Source organism: Pseudarthrobacter sp. ATCC 49987, from assembly GCF_009928425.1.
Taxonomy (GTDB): Bacteria; Actinomycetota; Actinomycetes; order Actinomycetales; family Micrococcaceae; genus Arthrobacter.
Map to the genome: position 1 here is coordinate 3,168,046 of NZ_JAABNS010000001.1, position 16,120 is coordinate 3,184,165.

Sequence of the window (16,120 nt, forward strand, 5' to 3'; positions counted from 1 at the left end):
CTCAGCCCGGACGGAGGGCATGCTCATTTTTGCGGGCGCAGGCGCATGGGGACTATGTGACGGGTGTTAGCAATGTGACGTGTGCGCATTCATTACCCGCTGGTAGCGTCTGGAGCATGGGTAGGGGAAAGTTCCACCGGGCGGTCGGTCTCGTCATTGCTGTCCTGGCGTCCACCGGGGCCACGCTGCTCTGGTTCGCGGTCATTGCCGGCGGCCCGGACATGACCGACGCCCCGACCCACGAAGTCATCGTCGGCGTCTGGAGTTTGCTCTACAACACCGACAGTCCGGGTCCGCGCGTGATGCTCGCCGCCATGGCGCTCGCGCTGACGATGGCCGCCAGCGTCGCGCTGCTTGAACGCAGGATCACCACGAGGAGCCGCCGGTCCTCGAACCCGCGCATCACTCCCCTGGCGCCCAAAGTGGTGATGGCGGCAACCCACGGCGACTTTGCCGGGCCCGTCACGGTGACTGTACTGATCCCCGCCCACAACGAGGAGGCTTCCCTTCCCTCAACGCTCGCGTCCCTGCTGGCCCAGTCGCACCGGCCCGACCGCATCATTGTGGTCGCAGACAACTGCACCGACTCGACCGCCGACGCCGCCCGCCGGGCCGGCGTCGAGGTCATCGAGTCCGTCGGTAACACCCAGAAGAAAGCCGGCGCCCTCAACCAGGCGCTCACGGGACTGCTTCCGGGCCAGGGCGAGAATGACGTCGTTATGGTGATGGACGCCGATACCCAGCTCGACGACGGCTTCCTCGCCGCCGCCGTCACCCGCTTCACCGAGGACCGGGCGCTCATGGCCGTCGGGGGGCTCTTCTACGGCGAGGAAGGGCACGGCTTGCTGGGACAGTTCCAGCGCAACGAATACATCCGGTACGGCCGGCAGATCCGACGACGGCGGGGCCGGGTCTTTGTCCTTACCGGCACCGCCTCACTGTTCCGGCCGCGCGCCCTGCGCACCGTCGCCGGGCAACGCGGCGATTCCCTTCCCGGCACCCCAGGCGATGTCTACGACACCTCGGCCCTGACGGAGGACAATGAACTGACCATCGCCCTGAAATCCCTCGGAGCGCTGATGATCTCACCGTCGGAATGCACCGTGGTCACCGAACTGATGCCGAGCTGGCAGATGCTCTGGGCCCAGCGGCTCCGCTGGCAGCGGGGCGCCCTCGAAAACATCGGCGAGTACGGGATCACTCCACAGACCCTGCGCTACTGGGCGCAGCAGCTGGGGATCGGCTACGGCGTCATAGCCCTGGGCTGCTACCTTGCGCTGCTGCTGCTCATGGTGCTGTCCCTGGATGACTGGATCTGGTTCCCGTTCTGGGTGGGCATGGGCATCGTCTTCGTCGTCGAGCGCGTGGCCACGGTCTGGCACGGCGGCTGGCGCGCACGGCTCCTGGCCCTGCTGCTCCTGCCCGAACTCTTCTTCGATATGTTCCTCAACGTCGTCTACGTCAAGGGGATCGTCGATATCTCCCTGGGCCGGACCGCCCACTGGAAACACGTCCCACACGCAGCATCCGGCACCGGGTCCACGGTCAGGGTGGGCCCGTGATGCCTATCGTCGTGGTTCCCGCCGGCATCCTGCTCCCGGAGTCGTTCCTGCACAGTCAGTGGTTCGCCATCATGGCGACCTTTGTGGCGATCAACACCGTCATGTATGCGGCCCTGGCTGTTTCGAAGCTCCTGCCCAAGCTGCACCGCCCCAACTGGCTTCGCCGCCGTCACGAACGCTCCGAGACCCGCAGCATCTACCCCGAGGCGCCGAAGTAACGGCTTCCCGCCAGGGACATGCCCTCCCCCGGGCCGCAGCGCTGGACATATAGCCCATATGTCCAGCGCTCAGCCTGAACGGAGGGCATGCTCATTCGCGGGTGGGACCGTCAGGACCCGTCACGAGCCGAACACCCGAGGATGGCCCGGGCGATTTCGTCGGCGTCCCGCAGGGTGCGCTGGCCGCTGCGGTACACGGGCCCGCTTTTCTGCCGGGCCTCGGCCGCGATGGCGGTTCCCCACTGCACGGCGGAGAGCTGCAGCCCCAGGACATACAGTCCGTCCGTCACCGAGCCGTTGGCGCCCAGCGGCCGGTACGGGTGCGGCGCCACGTCCAGCCCGGACGTCGGCACCGGCGTTCCTTCCGCCGTCATCATGAGCCTCGGGCGGACCAGGCCTTCGGCGAGCAGCTGCTCCAGCAGGGGTGAGTCGTTGACCGCGACCCGGTTGGCCGGCGCCAGCGCCTCGACCATGGCCCCGGCGGTGACCACGTCCCCGCTGCCGTCGTCCGTGCCGTTCCCCACCCAGGGCGATACGGCCGTGAAGGTCCCCGTTTTGCGGTCCACTCCGAACTTCGGGTCCGGCCCGACGAACCGGACGACGCCGGCGCTGACCAGGGCCGCGAGCTGTTGGGCCCGCAGCGCGGGCGGCCCGCTGGCGAGGCCCTCGACGAACGCTTCGAACCAGCCGCGGAGCCCGGCGACCCACGATTCATCGGTGATGCCGCCGTCCGCGACGGCGGTCTTGAGCACCGCCCTGCCATGGTGCAGGGCGCCGATGGCCATCTTCACCGGGTCGTCCTCCCCCAGGGCGGATCGCCGGGCGTCGTCGAGCAGATACTCGACGACGGCGTTGTCCAGTTCCGCGCGGGAGGCGAATGACCTGCCGGCCAGCGGTGCCGCCAGTCCCAGGAGGTTGAGCCGGTGGGCCGGACGGAGGTGGACTTCGAGGACGGAGTCCATCTGGTTTTCCCATTTCGCGGCGGAGTGCGCATGCGGGTGCAGGGCCTGCTCCAGCTCCTTCAGGAACTCCTTCGGATCCGTGAGGATGGCCCCCGGCTGCGAGCGCGCCAGCGTGGAGTAGTAGGCCCAGAGGGCATCGCGGTGCAGGAGGGGCCAGAGGTCGTGGTCGAAGGCGGGCCGGATTCCCGCCTCCGCGAATTTCGCCAGGGCGCTTTCGGTGCAGTATCTGAGCGTCACGGCATCGGAGTAGTACCCGGCGAGCGTTGCCTTGGCCCGGTACGGGGTGCCGCGCCGGGAGGCGGCGATGATGAGCGGTTCGCGGCCGGAGGGGAGGTAGCTCATTCCGCCGTCCCCGCCCGGCAGGAACCGCCCGCCGCGGCCTTCGGTCAGCTGGCCCATGGCATCAAAGAAGTTCAGGCCCATGCCGCGCACCAGCACCGGCTTGACCGCCGGCACGAGCGACCAGTCGACGTCGGCCGGAGCAGCCGGAGGCAGGTACAGCAGCCCGAATTCCTCGGCTGCCGCCCGGAGTTCGCGCTGTTCGGGGTTGAGCCGCGAGTCGAGGTGGCCGAGGGCCAGCACCACGGAATCAACGGTGAGGGCCGCGCCGTCGGCCAGCCCGACGTCGAACCACACACGGCCGTCGTCCTCTTCGCCGGCCCCAGGAGCGGCGGCGTGGCGGACGGAGGTCGCCGTCGTGCTGTGGAAATCCACCGTGGCGCCGGCTGGGAGGCGGGACAGCAGCTCTTCCACGGTGGAGCGCAGGTAGCGCCCGTACAGGGCCCGGCTGGGGAAGTCCGCCGCACCCAGGCCGGACAGTTCGGCGCGCTCCTCGGCGGTGAGCGAAGGGTGCCGCTGCCCGCGCTGCAGTTCACGCCAGCGGTCGAAGGTATGGCCGGCGAGCGGGCGCGCGAGGTCCGGGTCCTCGGGGATGACGGTGGGGTAGAACGACTGCGTGTTCATCAGGTACAGCCGGGACTGGCCCGGCTGCCAGACGTGTCCCGGCCCCGCGGGATAGGGGTCAATGACGTCAATGTGCAAGGTGGCGCCCGGTCGGGCGGGCGCCCAGTTGGCCAGCAGCCGCTCCAGCACGCTCGTGCCCCGGGGACCGGCGCCAATCACTGCCGTCCGGATGCTCTGCGATATGCCCACGGCATCCAGCGTATCCGCAACCGGCCCGCGGCTTGACTTGCTACTGGCGCGCCGATGTTGCTTGGATGGAAAAATGACCACCGCTGAAGCTGCTCCCCCGCCCGAGTCCGACCGACCCGCCGCGTCCACCGGGTCCGCCGCGGAGGGGACCGCCCCCCAACCCGTCGACGAGAACATCTGGCTCGAGGAGATCTACGGCGACGAACAGCTCGCCTGGGTCCGGGAACAGAACGCCCGCACCGAGGAGCTCCTGGAGGGCCCGGACTACGCCGCCCTGGAAAACAGCATCCTCGAGGTGCTCGACTCCACCGACCGGATCGCCATGGTGGGCAAGCACGGCGAGTGGTACTACAACTTCTGGAAGGACCAGGAGAACCCGAAGGGCCTGTGGCGCCGGACCAGCTGGGACAGCTACCGCGGCGGATCACCGGACTGGGACGTCCTGCTGGATGTGGACGCCCTGGCCGCGGCGGAAGGTGAGGAGTGGGTGTTCCACGGCGCCAACTTCCTGCGCCCGGCCGCGGGCGAGCCGCACCGCTTGGCGTTGCTGGCCCTGTCCCCCGACGGCGGCGACGCGAACCGCTACCGCGAGTTCGACGTCGAGACCCGCAGCTTCGTGGACCCGGCGGCCGGCGGCTTTGACCTGCCGACAGCCAAGGGCAACGCCTCCTGGCTGGACGCGGACACCCTGCTGGTGTCCAGCACGGCAGACGGGTTGCCGAGCACCACGTCCTCCTACGCCCGGACCGGCGTCACGCTGCGCCGCGGCGGGTCCCTGGCCACGGCTGAGCGGCTGTTCGAAATCCCCGAAGACCACATGATGGCGCTCGTGGCGCACGACTCCACCCCCGGCTTCGAGCGGACCTTCGCCGTGGACTGGATCAGCTTTTTCGAGAAGACCACCTCGGTGCTGCGCGACGGGCAGTGGGTGCAGATCGATGTCCCTGTGGATGTGAACCTCAGCGCGCACCGTGACTGGCTGCTCTTCCGGCCGCAGCGGGACTGGACCTTCGGGACAACGACCCACCCGGCAGGGTCCCTGCTCGCGGCCGGGTTCGAGGCCTTCCTTGCCGGCAGCCGGGAACTGTCCGTGCTGTTCACTCCGGACGAGCACACCTCCCTGCAGTCCTGGAGCTGGACCCGGGACTTCCTGCTGCTGAACCTGCTCCGCGACGTATCCTCGGAGATCCGCGTCCTCGATCCGCAGCAGCCCGGGACGGACACCGCCTGGGCGTCCACCGTGCTGGACGCCTGCCCGCCGCTGCACGACGTCAACGCCTACGCCGTCGACGATGAAGACACCGCCAGCGGCTCGGATGACGACTCCGACGACGACGGGACCGACGGCGCTGCACCGGTCGCCGAGGGCGAGGGCCCCGGCGCGGGGAACGACTTCTGGCTCGTGGCCACCGGTTTCACCACACCGAGCACGCTCACCCGCGGGAGCCTGAAGCGTGCCGCCCAGGGCGCGGGCGTGGACAGCACCCACGAAGTGATCCGGTCCTCGCCGTCGTTCTTCAACGAAGCGGCCTACGAGGTCCAGCAGCACTTTGCGGTGTCAAAGGACGGCACCCGGGTGCCGTATTTCCAGGTGGCGTCCAAGGACCTCGTGCTGGACGGCCAGAACCCCACGCAGCTTTCCGGCTACGGCGGGTTCGAAATCTCCCGGACTCCTGCCTACAGCGGCGCGGTCGGCCGCGCCTGGCTGGAACGCCGCACGGAGGAATCCGCCGGGCAAGGGGGCGACGCCCCGCACACCCGCGGCGGCGTTTACGTGGTGGCCAACATCCGCGGCGGCGGCGAATACGGACCCTCGTGGCACCGCGCGGCCCTGCAGGAGAAGCGGCACAGGGCCTACGAGGACTTCGCCGCTGTGGCGGCGGACCTGATCTCCCGCGGTGTGACTTCCCGCGGGCGGCTCGGCTGCGTGGGCGGCTCCAACGGCGGCCTGCTGGTGGGGAACATGCTCACCCGGTATCCGGAACTCTTCGGGGCCGTCTCCTGCGGGGTCCCGCTGCTGGACATGCGGCGCTACACCAAGCTGTCCGCCGGCTATTCCTGGATTGCCGAATACGGGGACCCGGACGTTCCCGGGCAGTGGGAGTTCATCAAGACGTTCTCGCCGTACCACCTGCTCAAGGACGGGGTGGACTATCCGGAGACGTTCATCTGGACGGCCACCTCGGATGACCGTGTGGGGCCGGTCCAGGCACGCAAGATGGCCGCCCGCATGCAGGCGATGGGCATCCCCAACGTCTGGTTCCACGAGTCGCTGGAAGGCGGCCACGCCGGCGCCTCCGACAACCGGCAGGCCGCAGCCCTGCAGAGCCGCAGCCAGCACTTCCTGTGGCGGGCATTGGCGGGCCGCGGCACCTGATCGCGGCACCTGATCGCGGCACCTGCCGGCGGGGGCAACGAGGGGTCACATCGCGCCGGTGTGTGAGCCGGGTTGGGCGCGAAATGACCCCGCGTTGGCCGTTTTGCACTGCATGGCACCTTCTGCGTATTCTTGGTTGGCTAGTTAATAGCAAATGGAGACGTGCCAGAGCGGCCGAATGGGCTTCACTGCTAATGAAGTGTGGGGCACAACTCCACCGGGGGTTCAAATCCCCCCGTCTCCGCGTTTGGCCCCGGTCCCTGGACCGGGGCCTTTTGCGTACCCGGCGCGTCCGGGTGCCGGACACCGGACGCTGTCCCGGCCGCCCGGATGGCAGGATAGGCCCATGTCGAGCAACCCCGGGTCGGGCAACAGCGCGTATGACGCGATCATCGTAGGCGGCGGCCACAACGGCCTGGCCGCGGCAGCGTACCTGTCCAAAGCCGGCCGGTCGGTCCTGCTGCTGGAGAAGCTTGAGCATCCCGGCGGCGCCGCGGTGTCCGCCCAGGCGTTCGACGGCGTCGACGCGCGGCTCTCGCGGTACTCGTACCTCGTGAGCCTCCTCCCGCAGCAAGTCATCGACGACCTCGGCCTGCGCATCCGGCTGGCGCGGCGCCGGTATTCGTCCTACACCCCCGACCCGCACGACGGCCGGAACGCCCTGCTGATCGACAACGGGGATGCCGCCGCCACCGCGGCGTCCTTCGCCGCCGTCGGGGCTCCGGAGAGCGAATTCCGTGCCTTCACCGAGTTCTACGCCGGCTGCCGCCGGCTCACCGAGGCCCTCTGGCCGACCATGACGTCGCCGCTGCCCACCCGCTCCGAGGCGAGGACCCTCGCAGCCCGGGCCGGGGCAGAGGAGGCATGGGAGGCCATGATCGAACGGCCCATCGGCGACTCCATCGCCCGCTCGCTCCAGCACGACCTGGTCCGCGGCGTGGTGCTGACGGACGCCCTGATCGGCACCTTTGCCCGGGCAGACGACGAGGACCTGCAGCAGAACATCTGCTTCCTGTACCACCTGGTCGGCGGCGGGACGGGTGACTGGGATGTGCCCATCGGCGGGATGGGCGCAGTCTCCGGGGAACTGGAACGGGCTGCCCGCGACGCCGGGGCGATAATCCTGACGTCCGCGGATGTCACGGCCGTCCGCCCGGGAGGGCTGGTCAGCTACCAACACGACGGGGCGGAGCACACGGCCACCGCGTCATGGATCCTCGCCAACGTGGCCCCGGTGGTGCTGGACCGGCTCAGGACCCCCTCCCGCCCGGCTGCCCCGAGCAGCACCCGGAACCCGAACCACCTCCGGGAGGGCGCGCAGGTCAAGGTGAACCTGCTCCTGAAGCGGCTCCCCCGGCTGCTGGACCCGGCCGTCGGCCCGGGAGCGGCCTTCGGCGGGACCTTCCACATCAACGAGACCTGGTCGCAGCTCGACACCGCCTACCTCGCCGCCGCGGCCGGAACCGTCCCGGACCCGCTGCCGTGCGAGATCTACTGCCATTCGCTCACGGACCCCAGCATCCTGTCCCCGGAGCTGCAGGCCTCCGGCGCGCAGACCCTCACCGTGTTCGGCCTGCACGTTCCGGACCGGCTGATCACGGCGGACAATAATGACCGACGCCGGGCGGAACTGCAGGCAGCCGTTCTGAAGTCCCTGAACTCGGTCCTGGCCGAGCCCGTGGAGGACCTGCTGCTAACCGGGCCGGACGGGCAGCCCTGCATCGAAACCAAGACCACCCTGGATATTGAACGTGCCGTCGGCATGCCGCGGGGGAACATCTTCCATGGCGGTCTCGACTGGCCGTTCGTCGAGGACAACGCACCCCTGGACACCCCGGCCCGGCGCTGGGGCGTCGCGACGGATGACCCGCGGATCCTGCTCTGCGGCTCGGGCGCCCGGCGCGGCGGTGCCGTCAGCGCCATCGGCGGACACAACGCGGCCATGGCAGTGCTTGAGTCGGGGTCAGGCGGGTCCGGGCCGCGTGAATCCGCTCCGTTGGAGTCCGGCCGTGTCTCCCGTGACTGAGCCTGGTGTCGGAACGGCCCCTGCATGAGCGAGCCCTCGCCACCTAACGGCACGCCCTCCGGCACACCCTCCGGCAGGCCAGTGGACAAGTGGAGCCCCCGCCTGGCCCTGCTGGTCGCTGCGACCTTCTTTATGGAGTTCCTGGACGGCACCGTCCTGACCACCGCGATCCCCAGCATCGCGGCGGACTTTTCGGTCCCTTCAGCGGACGTCAACATCACCATGACCGCCTACCTGATGACGGTGGCGATGGGGATCCCGCTCAGCGGCTGGCTGGCCGAACGCCTCGGCGCGCGGCGCGTGTTCTGCCTGGCCATTGCGACGTTCACTGCGGCCTCCCTGCTGTGCGCGCTCAGCCAGGACCTGGCCATGCTGACCATGAGCCGGGTGCTGCAGGGCGCGGGCGGGGCCATGATGGTCCCCGTCGGCACCCTGGTGGTGCTTCGCGGAACAGCAAAAAAGGATCTGCTCCGCGCCACGGCATACCTGGTGTGGCCCGGCCTGCTGGCCCCTGTCCTCGCCCCGCTCGTCGGAGGCGCGCTCACAACGTTCCTGTCCTGGCACTGGATCTTCCTGATCAATCTCCCGCTGGGACTCGCAGCGTTCCTCGCGGCGCTGCGGCTGGTTCCGGCCGCCCCGGGCGACCGCACCCGGCGCCTGGACTGGCTGGGGCTGGCCCTCACCACCCTGGGCGTGGGGGCCGTCGTGGTGGGCCTGGAGCTGGCCGGCGGCCGCGGGTCCGGCGCCTTCGCGGCTCTCAGCATCACCGCGGGGCTGCTGTTCCTGGCCGCGGCCGTCTGGTGGATGCGGCGGACCCGCTCCCCCCTGTTCGATCTGGGTGTCTTTTCCGCCCGGACGTTCCGCGCCACGGCGACGGGCGGCTTCATCTACCGCCTGACCATCAGTGCCGTGCCCTTCCTGCTGCCGCTGATGTTCCAGAACGGCTTCGGCTGGGATCCGCTGCGCGCCGGGGTCCTCGTCGCGGCGGTGTTCGTCGGCAATATCGGAATCAAACCGGCCACCACCCCGCTCATCCGGCGCTTCGGCTTCAAACCGGTGCTGGTCTTCGCGTCCCTGGCGTCGGCGGCAACCTTTGCCCTGTGCGCCCTGCTCGACGCCGGCACACCGGAGCCGCTGATCTTTGCCCTGCTCGTGGCCAGCGGGGCCTTCCGGTCCATCGGTTTCTCGGCCTACGCCTCGGTGCAGTACGCCGACGTCGTTCCCGCCCAACTGCCCTCCGCCAACGCCGTGTCCGCGACCCTCGTGCAGCTCGCCGCCGCGGCCGGGATCGCGATCGGGGCCCTGCTGATCCGGGCCTTCCCGGCCGGCGGACCGTGGCTGGGCGCGGCGGGCGCGGCGGGCGCTGCCGCAGGGGATCCGGTGGCGCCGTACCGGGCGGCGTTCCTGGCGATTGCGGTGTTCATGCTCCTGAGCACCCTTGACAGCCTGACGCTGCCACGGCACGCCGGAGCCGAGGTCAGCCGGCCTGGCCAAGCACCAGCGGCAGCACGGCCCCGGCGCCCGCGAGCCTGAGCGCACGGCCGGCGACGGTCACGGTCCAGCGGCTGTCGACCAGATCGTCGATCAGCATCACGCTCTGGCCTTGGATCCCGGCCAGGGCCGCCTCCAGTTCCGGCCCCACCACGAGACGGTCCCAAACCCCGGCCAGCCGGTAGGCGCTGTTGCCTCCGCGCCCGCCGGTCGGTCCGCCGTGCTCGAGCTGCAGCTGCCCCAGATAGGGGATCCGGCCGATCCCGGAGATGCCCCGGGCCAGCGAGTCCACCAGGGCGGGCTTGCCGCGGGACGGGACGCTGATGATCGCGGCGGGCCGGCCTGCCCCGCTCCAGCCCGGCGTGCGTGTGTCGCCGGCTCCCCACTCGCGCAGCACCTGGACGCACGCCTGGAGCATGCCGGGGTCCACCGTCCGGTCGGGAGCTCCCGCGGCGAAGGCTTCGCGCAGGGCGCCGCCCCAGCCCAGGTCCGTGAGTCTTGCCAGCGCACGGCCGCCGGCAACGCTTTCTTCGGGCTTGATCTTGCCCTTCACCGGCACGCCCAGCCGGTCCATGCCGCTGGGCCACTGAAGCCGGGGTTCCAGCGGAACACCGGCGCGGCTCAGGGTCTGGCCCGCGGCTTCGGTGGCCGAGGCGGCAATGTCGGCCGGGAACCACTGCCCGGCGCAGTTGTCGCAGCGGCCGCAGGCGCGGGCGGTCTCGTCGTCGAGGACCGAGGTGATGTATTCCATCCGGCAGCCCGCGGTGTCCTGGTAGATCACCATCGAATCCTGTTCGTCCACCCGGGCCTCCGCGATCCGGCTGTACCGCTCGGCGTCGTACGTCCAGGACTGGCCGGTGGAACGCCAGCCGCCGCCCACCCGCTCCACGGCGCCGTCGACCGCCAGAACCTTCAACAGCAGCTCCAGCGGGGTCCGGCGCAGATCCACCCGCGCCTCCAGCGCCACCGTGGACACAGCGGTCCCCGCGTCGGCGAGGGCGGTCAGCACGGCACCGGCCTTCTCCTCCGAGGGCATGGACGCCGTGGCGAAATACTGCCAGATGTCGCGGTCCTCGGAGCCGGGCAGCAGGAGCACGTCGGCGTTCGCGGCGCCACGGCCGGCACGGCCCACCTGCTGGTAGTAGGCCACGGGCGAGGACGGCGCCCCAAGGTGCACCACGAACCCGAGGTCAGGCTTGTCGAAGCCCATGCCGAGGGCGGACGTGGCCACGAGCGCCTTGACCTGGTTGTCCTTCAGGAGCTGCTCCGCGCGTTCCCGGTCTGCGGGGTCGGTGCGTCCGGTGTAGGCGAGTACCTCATGTCCGGCTTCGGCGAGGAGCCGGGCGGTATCCTCGGCGGCGGAGACCGTCAGGGTATAGATGATTCCGCTGCCGGGCAGGTCCTTCAGATGAGTGAGCAGCCAGCCGAGACGGTCCCGGGAGTCCGGCAGTCGCAGCACGCCCAGCCGGAGCGACTCACGGCCCAGGGCGCCGCGGATGGTCAGCACACCGGCGCCCAGCTGCTCCTCGATGTCGTGGACCACCCGGGAGTTGGCGGTGGCGGTGGTGGCCAGCACCGGAACGGACTCCGGCAGCTGGGTGATCAGGTCCGCGATGCGCCGGTAGTCGGGGCGGAAATCATGGCCCCAGTCGGAGATGCAGTGGGCCTCATCGATGACCAGAAGCCCGGTGCGGCGGATCAGCTCGGGCAGCTGGTTCTCCCGGAACGCGGGGTGGGTCAGCCGCTCGGGCGAGACCAGCAGGACATCCACCTCGTCCGCCGCGAGCTGTTCACGGACGGTGTCCCACTCCAGCTGGTTGGCGGAGTTGATGGCCACGGCGCGGACCCCGGCCCGCGCTGCGGCCGCCACCTGGTCGCGCATGAGGGCCAGCAGCGGCGAGACAATGAGGGTAGGCCCGGCACCGCGTCGCCGCAGCAGCAGGGACGAGACAAAGTACACGGCCGATTTTCCCCAGCCGGTGCGCTGCACCACGAGGGCCCGCCGGCCGCCGTCGACGAGGGCCTCGATCGCCTCAAACTGGCCGTCATGGAACTCCGCGGCCGGGTGCCCGACCAGCTCGCGCAGCACTTCCTGGGCCTGCTCCCGTGTCCCGCCACGCCCGGCGGCAGCATTGGGGGAAGCGGACAGGACTGCAGCGTTCTGGTTATTGGCCATTGCTTCAGTATCCCAGCCCCCTCCGACAGCCGCGAAGTCGCGGCCGCCGCTATGTGGACAATCACAGTGGACAATCACAGCGGGCCCGGCGGCAGGACACCGCCAGCACTCCTCCACAGCCTGATTCGGCTGCAACGTAAGATAAGACGCGTGACTACGGACCAGACAAAGACTTATGACCTCTCGGCCTCCTTCAAGGCCTACGACGTGCGCGGCATTGTCGGCGAATCGATCACCGCCGAGATCGTCGAGGCTGTGGGCGCGGCGTTCGTCGACGTCCTGCAGCTGGAGGGCAAGACGGTGCTGGTCGGCGGCGACATGCGCCCGTCCTCCCCCGAGTTCAGCAAGGCCTTCGCCAACGGTGCCGCCCGGCGCGGAGCCAACGTCCAGCTGCTCGACCTCATCTCCACCGATGAGCTCTACTACGCCTGCGGTGCGCTCAACGCAGCCGGTGCGACCTTCACCGCCAGCCACAACCCCGCCGAGTACAACGGCATCAAGATGGCCAAGGCCGGCGCCGAGCCGATCTCCTCCGAATCCGGGCTCAAGGAAATCCAGGCCCGCGCCGAGGAATACCTCAACGCCGGATCCATCCCCGCCGCAGCCACGCGCGGCCTGATCGGCGTCCACGACGTCCTGAAGGGCTACTCTGAGTACCTTCGCGGCCTCGTGGACCTCCGCGGCTCCCGCCCCCTGAAGGTGGTGGTGGACGCCGGCAACGGCATGGCCGGCCTCACCACGCCCGCGGTGCTCGGCGACGCCCTGCTGCCCAAGCTCCCCCTCGCGATCATCCCGCTGTACTTCGAGCTCGACGGATCCTTCCCGAACCACCCCGCCAACCCGCTGGAACCGGAGAACCTGCGCGACCTGCAGGCCGCCGTCGTCGAACACGGCGCGGACATCGGGCTGGCCTTCGACGGCGACGCCGACCGCTGCTTCGTCATCGACGAGAAGGGCGAGCCCGTCTCGCCGTCCGCGATCACCGGAATGGTGGCCCGCCGCGAGATTGCCCGCGCCCAGGGGCTCGGCGAGGCCAACCCCACCGTCATCCACAACCTGCTGACGTCCCGTGCCGTCCCCGAACTGGTGGAACGCCACGGCGGCCGGGCAGTGCGCACCCGCGTCGGGCATTCCTTCATCAAGGCCGTGATGGCGGCAGAGGGCGCCATCTTCGGCGGCGAACACTCCGCCCACTTCTACTTCCGTGACTTCTGGAACGCAGACACCGGCATGCTTGCCGCGATGCACGTCCTGGCCGCCCTCGGCGAGCAGGACGGACCGCTGTCCGATCTCGGCCGCGAGTACGAGCCGTACATGTCCTCCGGCGAGATCAACTCGGAAATCGAAGACAAGGCCGGCGCCGTGGAACGGGTCCGCCTCGACTTCCATTCCGAGGACGTCGAGGTGGACTACCTCGACGGCAGCACCTTTATCGCCACGGACGGCAGCTACTGGTTCAACCTGCGCCCCTCCAACACCGAGCCGTTCCTGCGCCTGAACGTCGAGGCCACGGACACCGCCACCATGGAGCGTGTCCGCGACCGCGTCCTGGCGCTGGTCCGGGGCTAGGACCGTGTCGGAGCTGCCGGCGGAGGCCGCAACTGAGCCTGCAACAGTGTCCGCTGGCGGGTCGTGGCGCGACAGCGTCCCGGAGTCCAGCGCCACCGACCTGGAGAACCTGCTCGGCACCGGGGTCGGCGCCGCCCAGGAGCAGCTCGAGCGCAACGGCGGGTTCCTGCCGTTCGCCCTCGTGGTCGAGAACGACGGCGAGGTCCGGCTGGTTGCCGTCACGCCCGCCGACGCGGCGGAGGGCATGGATGCCGACTTCGACGCGGACTCGATGATCAGCGACCTCACGGAACTGCTGCGGCAGCACCGGGATGAGTTCCGCGCCGCGGCCATCGTTTGTGACATCACCCTGCTGGAAGAAACCTCGGACGCCATCCACGTGGCCGCGGAACACCGGGACGGCTCCCTGTTCGCCGCGGTCCTGCCTTACGCCGCCAACCCGGCGACCCGTGAGCTGGAATTCGGCGAGCTCTCCGCCGATACCAACGAGCCCGGCGTCTGGGTGGACTAGACCGCCGTAAACTGGCGTTATGAAGATCAACGCCTTCGCGGATGTGAGCCTGCGCGCCATGATGGTGCTCGCAGCCGCTCCCGACGGCGGGCTCCTCACCACCCAGAGCATCGCCGACGCCGTCGCGACGCCGTATAACCACGTCAGCAAGGCGATGGCGAAGCTGCGTGAACTGGGCATGATCGACGTCGAGCGCGGCCGGCACGGCGGTTCCCGGCTCAGCAGCGCCGGCCGGATGGCCACCGTGGGCCAGCTCCTGCGCCAACTGGACACCCGCACGGACCCGGCCGACTGCGTCGGCGCCGGCGGGTCGTGTCCGCTGATCAACGAATGCCTCCTCCGCGGCGCCCTCTCCCGGGCCCGCGAGGCCTTCTACCGCGAACTGGACGACATCGTCGTCGCGTCCCTGCCGACCTCCCGGCAGATGGCGCCGGTGTTCCAGGCGATCGGCCTGCGCCCCGGCCTCTGAACCGCAGCCCGTGCCAGCCCCCGTCCACCCGGGCCACGCGCCCCACCCGCCACGCCCGGGAATCCCCCCGAATTGAAGTTGTTTTCTACGCCATGTAGAACTGAGGTACTAATACTTGCATTTGAAATACAGGTATTTCATCGGTCCGGCTGAAGACCCCGGGCCACTATCTCAGGAGTCAACATGCTCTCGGACAAGTCCTTCCCCGTCATCGAGGCCACCCTCCCGCTGGTCGGTTCCCGGATCGGTGAAATCACGCCCAAGTTCTACGCCCGCCTCTTCGCAGCGCACCCGGAACTGCTGGACGGGCTCTTCAGCCGCTCCAACCAGCGCAACGGCAACCAGCAGCAGGCCCTGGCCGGAAGCATCGCCGCTTTCGCCACCCACCTGGTGAACAACCCCGGAACCCTGCCGGAAACCGTGCTCGCCCGGATCGCACACCGCCACGCCTCCCTCGGCATCACCGAACCGCAGTACCAGGTGGTTTACGAGCACCTCTTCGCCGCCATCGCCGAGGACCTGGCCGAGGTCATCACCCCGGAAATCGCCGAAGCCTGGACCGAGGTCTACTGGCTTATGGCCGACGCGCTGATCAAGCTCGAGAAGGGCCTGTACGCCGCGCAGGCCAACGGCGTGATGTGGAGCCCGTGGAAGGTCGCCGCCAAGGCCCCCGCCGGCACCGGCTCCATGACCTTCACCCTGGAACCGGCCGACGAAACCCCCATCACCCCCGCCCTCCCGGGCCAGTACGTCAGTGTCAAAGTCACCCTGCCGGACGGCCTTCGCCAGGTCCGCCAGTACTCCCTTTCCGGCGACGCCGGCACGAGCCGCAGCTTCACCACCAAGATCGACGACGGCGGCGAGGTCTCCCCGGTGCTGCACAACAATGTCGAGGTCGGCGACGTCCTTGAGATTTCCAACCCCTACGGCGAGATCACGCTCAAGGACGGCGACAGCCCGGTGATCCTGGCCTCGGCCGGCATCGGCTGCACCCCCACCGCGTCCATCCTGCGCTCCCTCGCCGAATCCGGCTCGGACCGCCAGGTCCTGGTCCTTCACGCGGAAAGCGATCTGGACAGCTGGGCGCTGCGCTCCCAGATGACGGACGACGTCGAACGCCTCGACGGCGCCGACCTCCAGCTCTGGCTCGAGCGCCCGGTCGCCGGAACCAGGGAGGGCTTCATGTCACTGCGCGAAGTGGACCTCCCCGCGAACGCCTCGCTGTACCTGTGCGGCCCGCTGCCCTTCATGAAGAGCATCCGCAACGAGGCCATCAACGCCGGCATTCCCGCGACGAAGATCCACTACGAGGTCTTCGGCCCGGACATCTGGCTCGCCAGCTAAGGTACTCATCGGTTGCTCCGCAACTGCCCTTTTGAGCCCTCATAAGGGCCGTTGCGGAGCAATCGATGAGAGTACGACGGCATGCCGGTGATCGTGTGGCCGAAGCGCAGGCGGTTGCCGGGGGCGTAGCTGGATTTCGCGCCCCGCCTCCGTTCGTAGACGGCGGGCGACCAGGCCCGCGCCCGGTCAGCTTCGTCGCCAGGCTCGCCATGCTCGCCATGGAAGTTGACCAGCCTGCATCCCATGGAGTGCGGCGCCCTCTC

General features: G+C 69.5%; 11 protein-coding genes and 1 tRNA gene. 10 read left to right on the top strand and 2 right to left on the bottom strand.

Annotated features, from left to right (window positions below; all coding sequences use genetic code 11):
• Positions 1-116: 116 nt before the first annotated feature.
• Both GXK59_RS14615 and GXK59_RS14620 read left to right on the top strand, forming a co-directional pair.
• A complete protein-coding gene (locus GXK59_RS14615; RefSeq protein WP_160667851.1) occupies positions 117-1,562 on the top strand; it encodes a glycosyltransferase family 2 protein in 1,446 nt (481 codons plus the stop codon).
• Complete coding sequence (locus GXK59_RS14620; protein WP_443094290.1) at positions 1,559-1,780, top strand: hypothetical protein; 222 nt, start codon at positions 1,559-1,561, stop codon at positions 1,778-1,780. Before GXK59_RS14615 ends, GXK59_RS14620 begins: the two co-directional genes overlap by 4 nt.
• A gap of 110 nt (positions 1,781-1,890) precedes the next feature.
• Here GXK59_RS14620 and GXK59_RS14625 read toward each other — a convergent pair whose 3' ends face one another.
• Positions 1,891-3,894 carry an FAD/NAD(P)-binding protein gene (locus GXK59_RS14625; protein ID WP_160667852.1) on the bottom strand — a complete coding sequence of 668 codons (2,004 nt, stop codon included), beginning with the start codon at positions 3,892-3,894 and terminating at the stop codon, positions 1,891-1,893.
• Positions 3,895-3,967: 73 nt separating this feature from the next.
• Here GXK59_RS14625 and GXK59_RS14630 point away from each other — a divergent pair, with 73 nt between their 5' ends.
• The 4 genes from GXK59_RS14630 to GXK59_RS14645 all read left to right on the top strand — a co-directional run bounded on the left by GXK59_RS14630 (position 3,968) and on the right by GXK59_RS14645 (position 9,830).
• Entirely contained in the window at positions 3,968-6,271 is a 2,304-nt protein-coding gene (locus GXK59_RS14630; protein WP_160667853.1) for a prolyl oligopeptidase family serine peptidase, read from the top strand.
• Positions 6,272-6,427: 156 nt separating this feature from the next.
• Positions 6,428-6,515 (top strand) — tRNA-Ser (locus GXK59_RS14635).
• A 102-nt stretch (positions 6,516-6,617) separates the two neighbouring features.
• Positions 6,618-8,297: a phytoene desaturase family protein gene (locus GXK59_RS14640; protein WP_160667854.1), complete on the top strand. Its 1,680-nt coding sequence runs from the start codon at positions 6,618-6,620 to the stop codon at positions 8,295-8,297.
• A 24-nt stretch (positions 8,298-8,321) separates the two neighbouring features.
• The gene (locus GXK59_RS14645) at positions 8,322-9,830 is read left to right on the top strand and encodes an MFS transporter (protein WP_160667855.1); all 1,509 of its coding nucleotides are present in this window, start codon (positions 8,322-8,324) and stop codon (positions 9,828-9,830) included.
• Here GXK59_RS14645 and GXK59_RS14650 read toward each other — a convergent pair.
• Complete coding sequence (locus GXK59_RS14650) at positions 9,775-11,964, bottom strand: RecQ family ATP-dependent DNA helicase (protein WP_160667856.1); 2,190 nt, start codon at positions 11,962-11,964, stop codon at positions 9,775-9,777. The genes GXK59_RS14645 and GXK59_RS14650 overlap by 56 nt on opposite strands.
• A gap of 150 nt (positions 11,965-12,114) precedes the next feature.
• Between GXK59_RS14650 and GXK59_RS14655 the strand changes: the two genes are divergently transcribed.
• From GXK59_RS14655 to GXK59_RS14670, 4 genes are all read left to right on the top strand, one after another.
• On the top strand, positions 12,115-13,533 hold the full coding sequence (locus tag GXK59_RS14655) for a phosphomannomutase/phosphoglucomutase (protein ID WP_160667857.1): 1,419 nt from the start codon (positions 12,115-12,117) through the stop codon (positions 13,531-13,533).
• A gap of 46 nt (positions 13,534-13,579) precedes the next feature.
• On the top strand, positions 13,580-14,044 hold the full coding sequence (locus tag GXK59_RS14660) for a hypothetical protein (protein WP_202129225.1): 465 nt from the start codon (positions 13,580-13,582) through the stop codon (positions 14,042-14,044).
• Positions 14,045-14,063: 19 nt separating this feature from the next.
• Positions 14,064-14,513 (top strand): RrF2 family transcriptional regulator, encoded by a 450-nt coding sequence (locus GXK59_RS14665; protein WP_160667858.1) that lies wholly within the window; start codon positions 14,064-14,066, stop codon positions 14,511-14,513.
• A gap of 183 nt (positions 14,514-14,696) precedes the next feature.
• Positions 14,697-15,857 (top strand): globin domain-containing protein, encoded by a 1,161-nt coding sequence (locus tag GXK59_RS14670; RefSeq protein WP_160667859.1) that lies wholly within the window; start codon positions 14,697-14,699, stop codon positions 15,855-15,857.
• Positions 15,858-16,120 lie beyond the last annotated feature (263 nt).

What these genes read in the sequence shown, in the direction of transcription:
- GXK59_RS14615 (WP_160667851.1), top strand. Translation starts at nt 117, where the DNA reads ATGGGTAGGGGAAAGTTCCACCGGGCGGTCGGTCTCGTCATTGCTGTC.
- GXK59_RS14670 (WP_160667859.1), top strand. Translation starts at nt 14,697, where the DNA reads ATGCTCTCGGACAAGTCCTTCCCCGTCATCGAGGCCACCCTCCCGCTG.
- GXK59_RS14650 (WP_160667856.1), bottom strand. Translation starts at nt 11,964, where the DNA reads ATGGCCAATAACCAGAACGCTGCAGTCCTGTCCGCTTCCCCCAATGCT.
- GXK59_RS14645 (WP_160667855.1), top strand. Translation starts at nt 8,322, where the DNA reads ATGAGCGAGCCCTCGCCACCTAACGGCACGCCCTCCGGCACACCCTCC.
- GXK59_RS14665 (WP_160667858.1), top strand. Translation starts at nt 14,064, where the DNA reads ATGAAGATCAACGCCTTCGCGGATGTGAGCCTGCGCGCCATGATGGTG.
- GXK59_RS14630 (WP_160667853.1), top strand. Translation starts at nt 3,968, where the DNA reads ATGACCACCGCTGAAGCTGCTCCCCCGCCCGAGTCCGACCGACCCGCC.
- GXK59_RS14640 (WP_160667854.1), top strand. Translation starts at nt 6,618, where the DNA reads ATGTCGAGCAACCCCGGGTCGGGCAACAGCGCGTATGACGCGATCATC.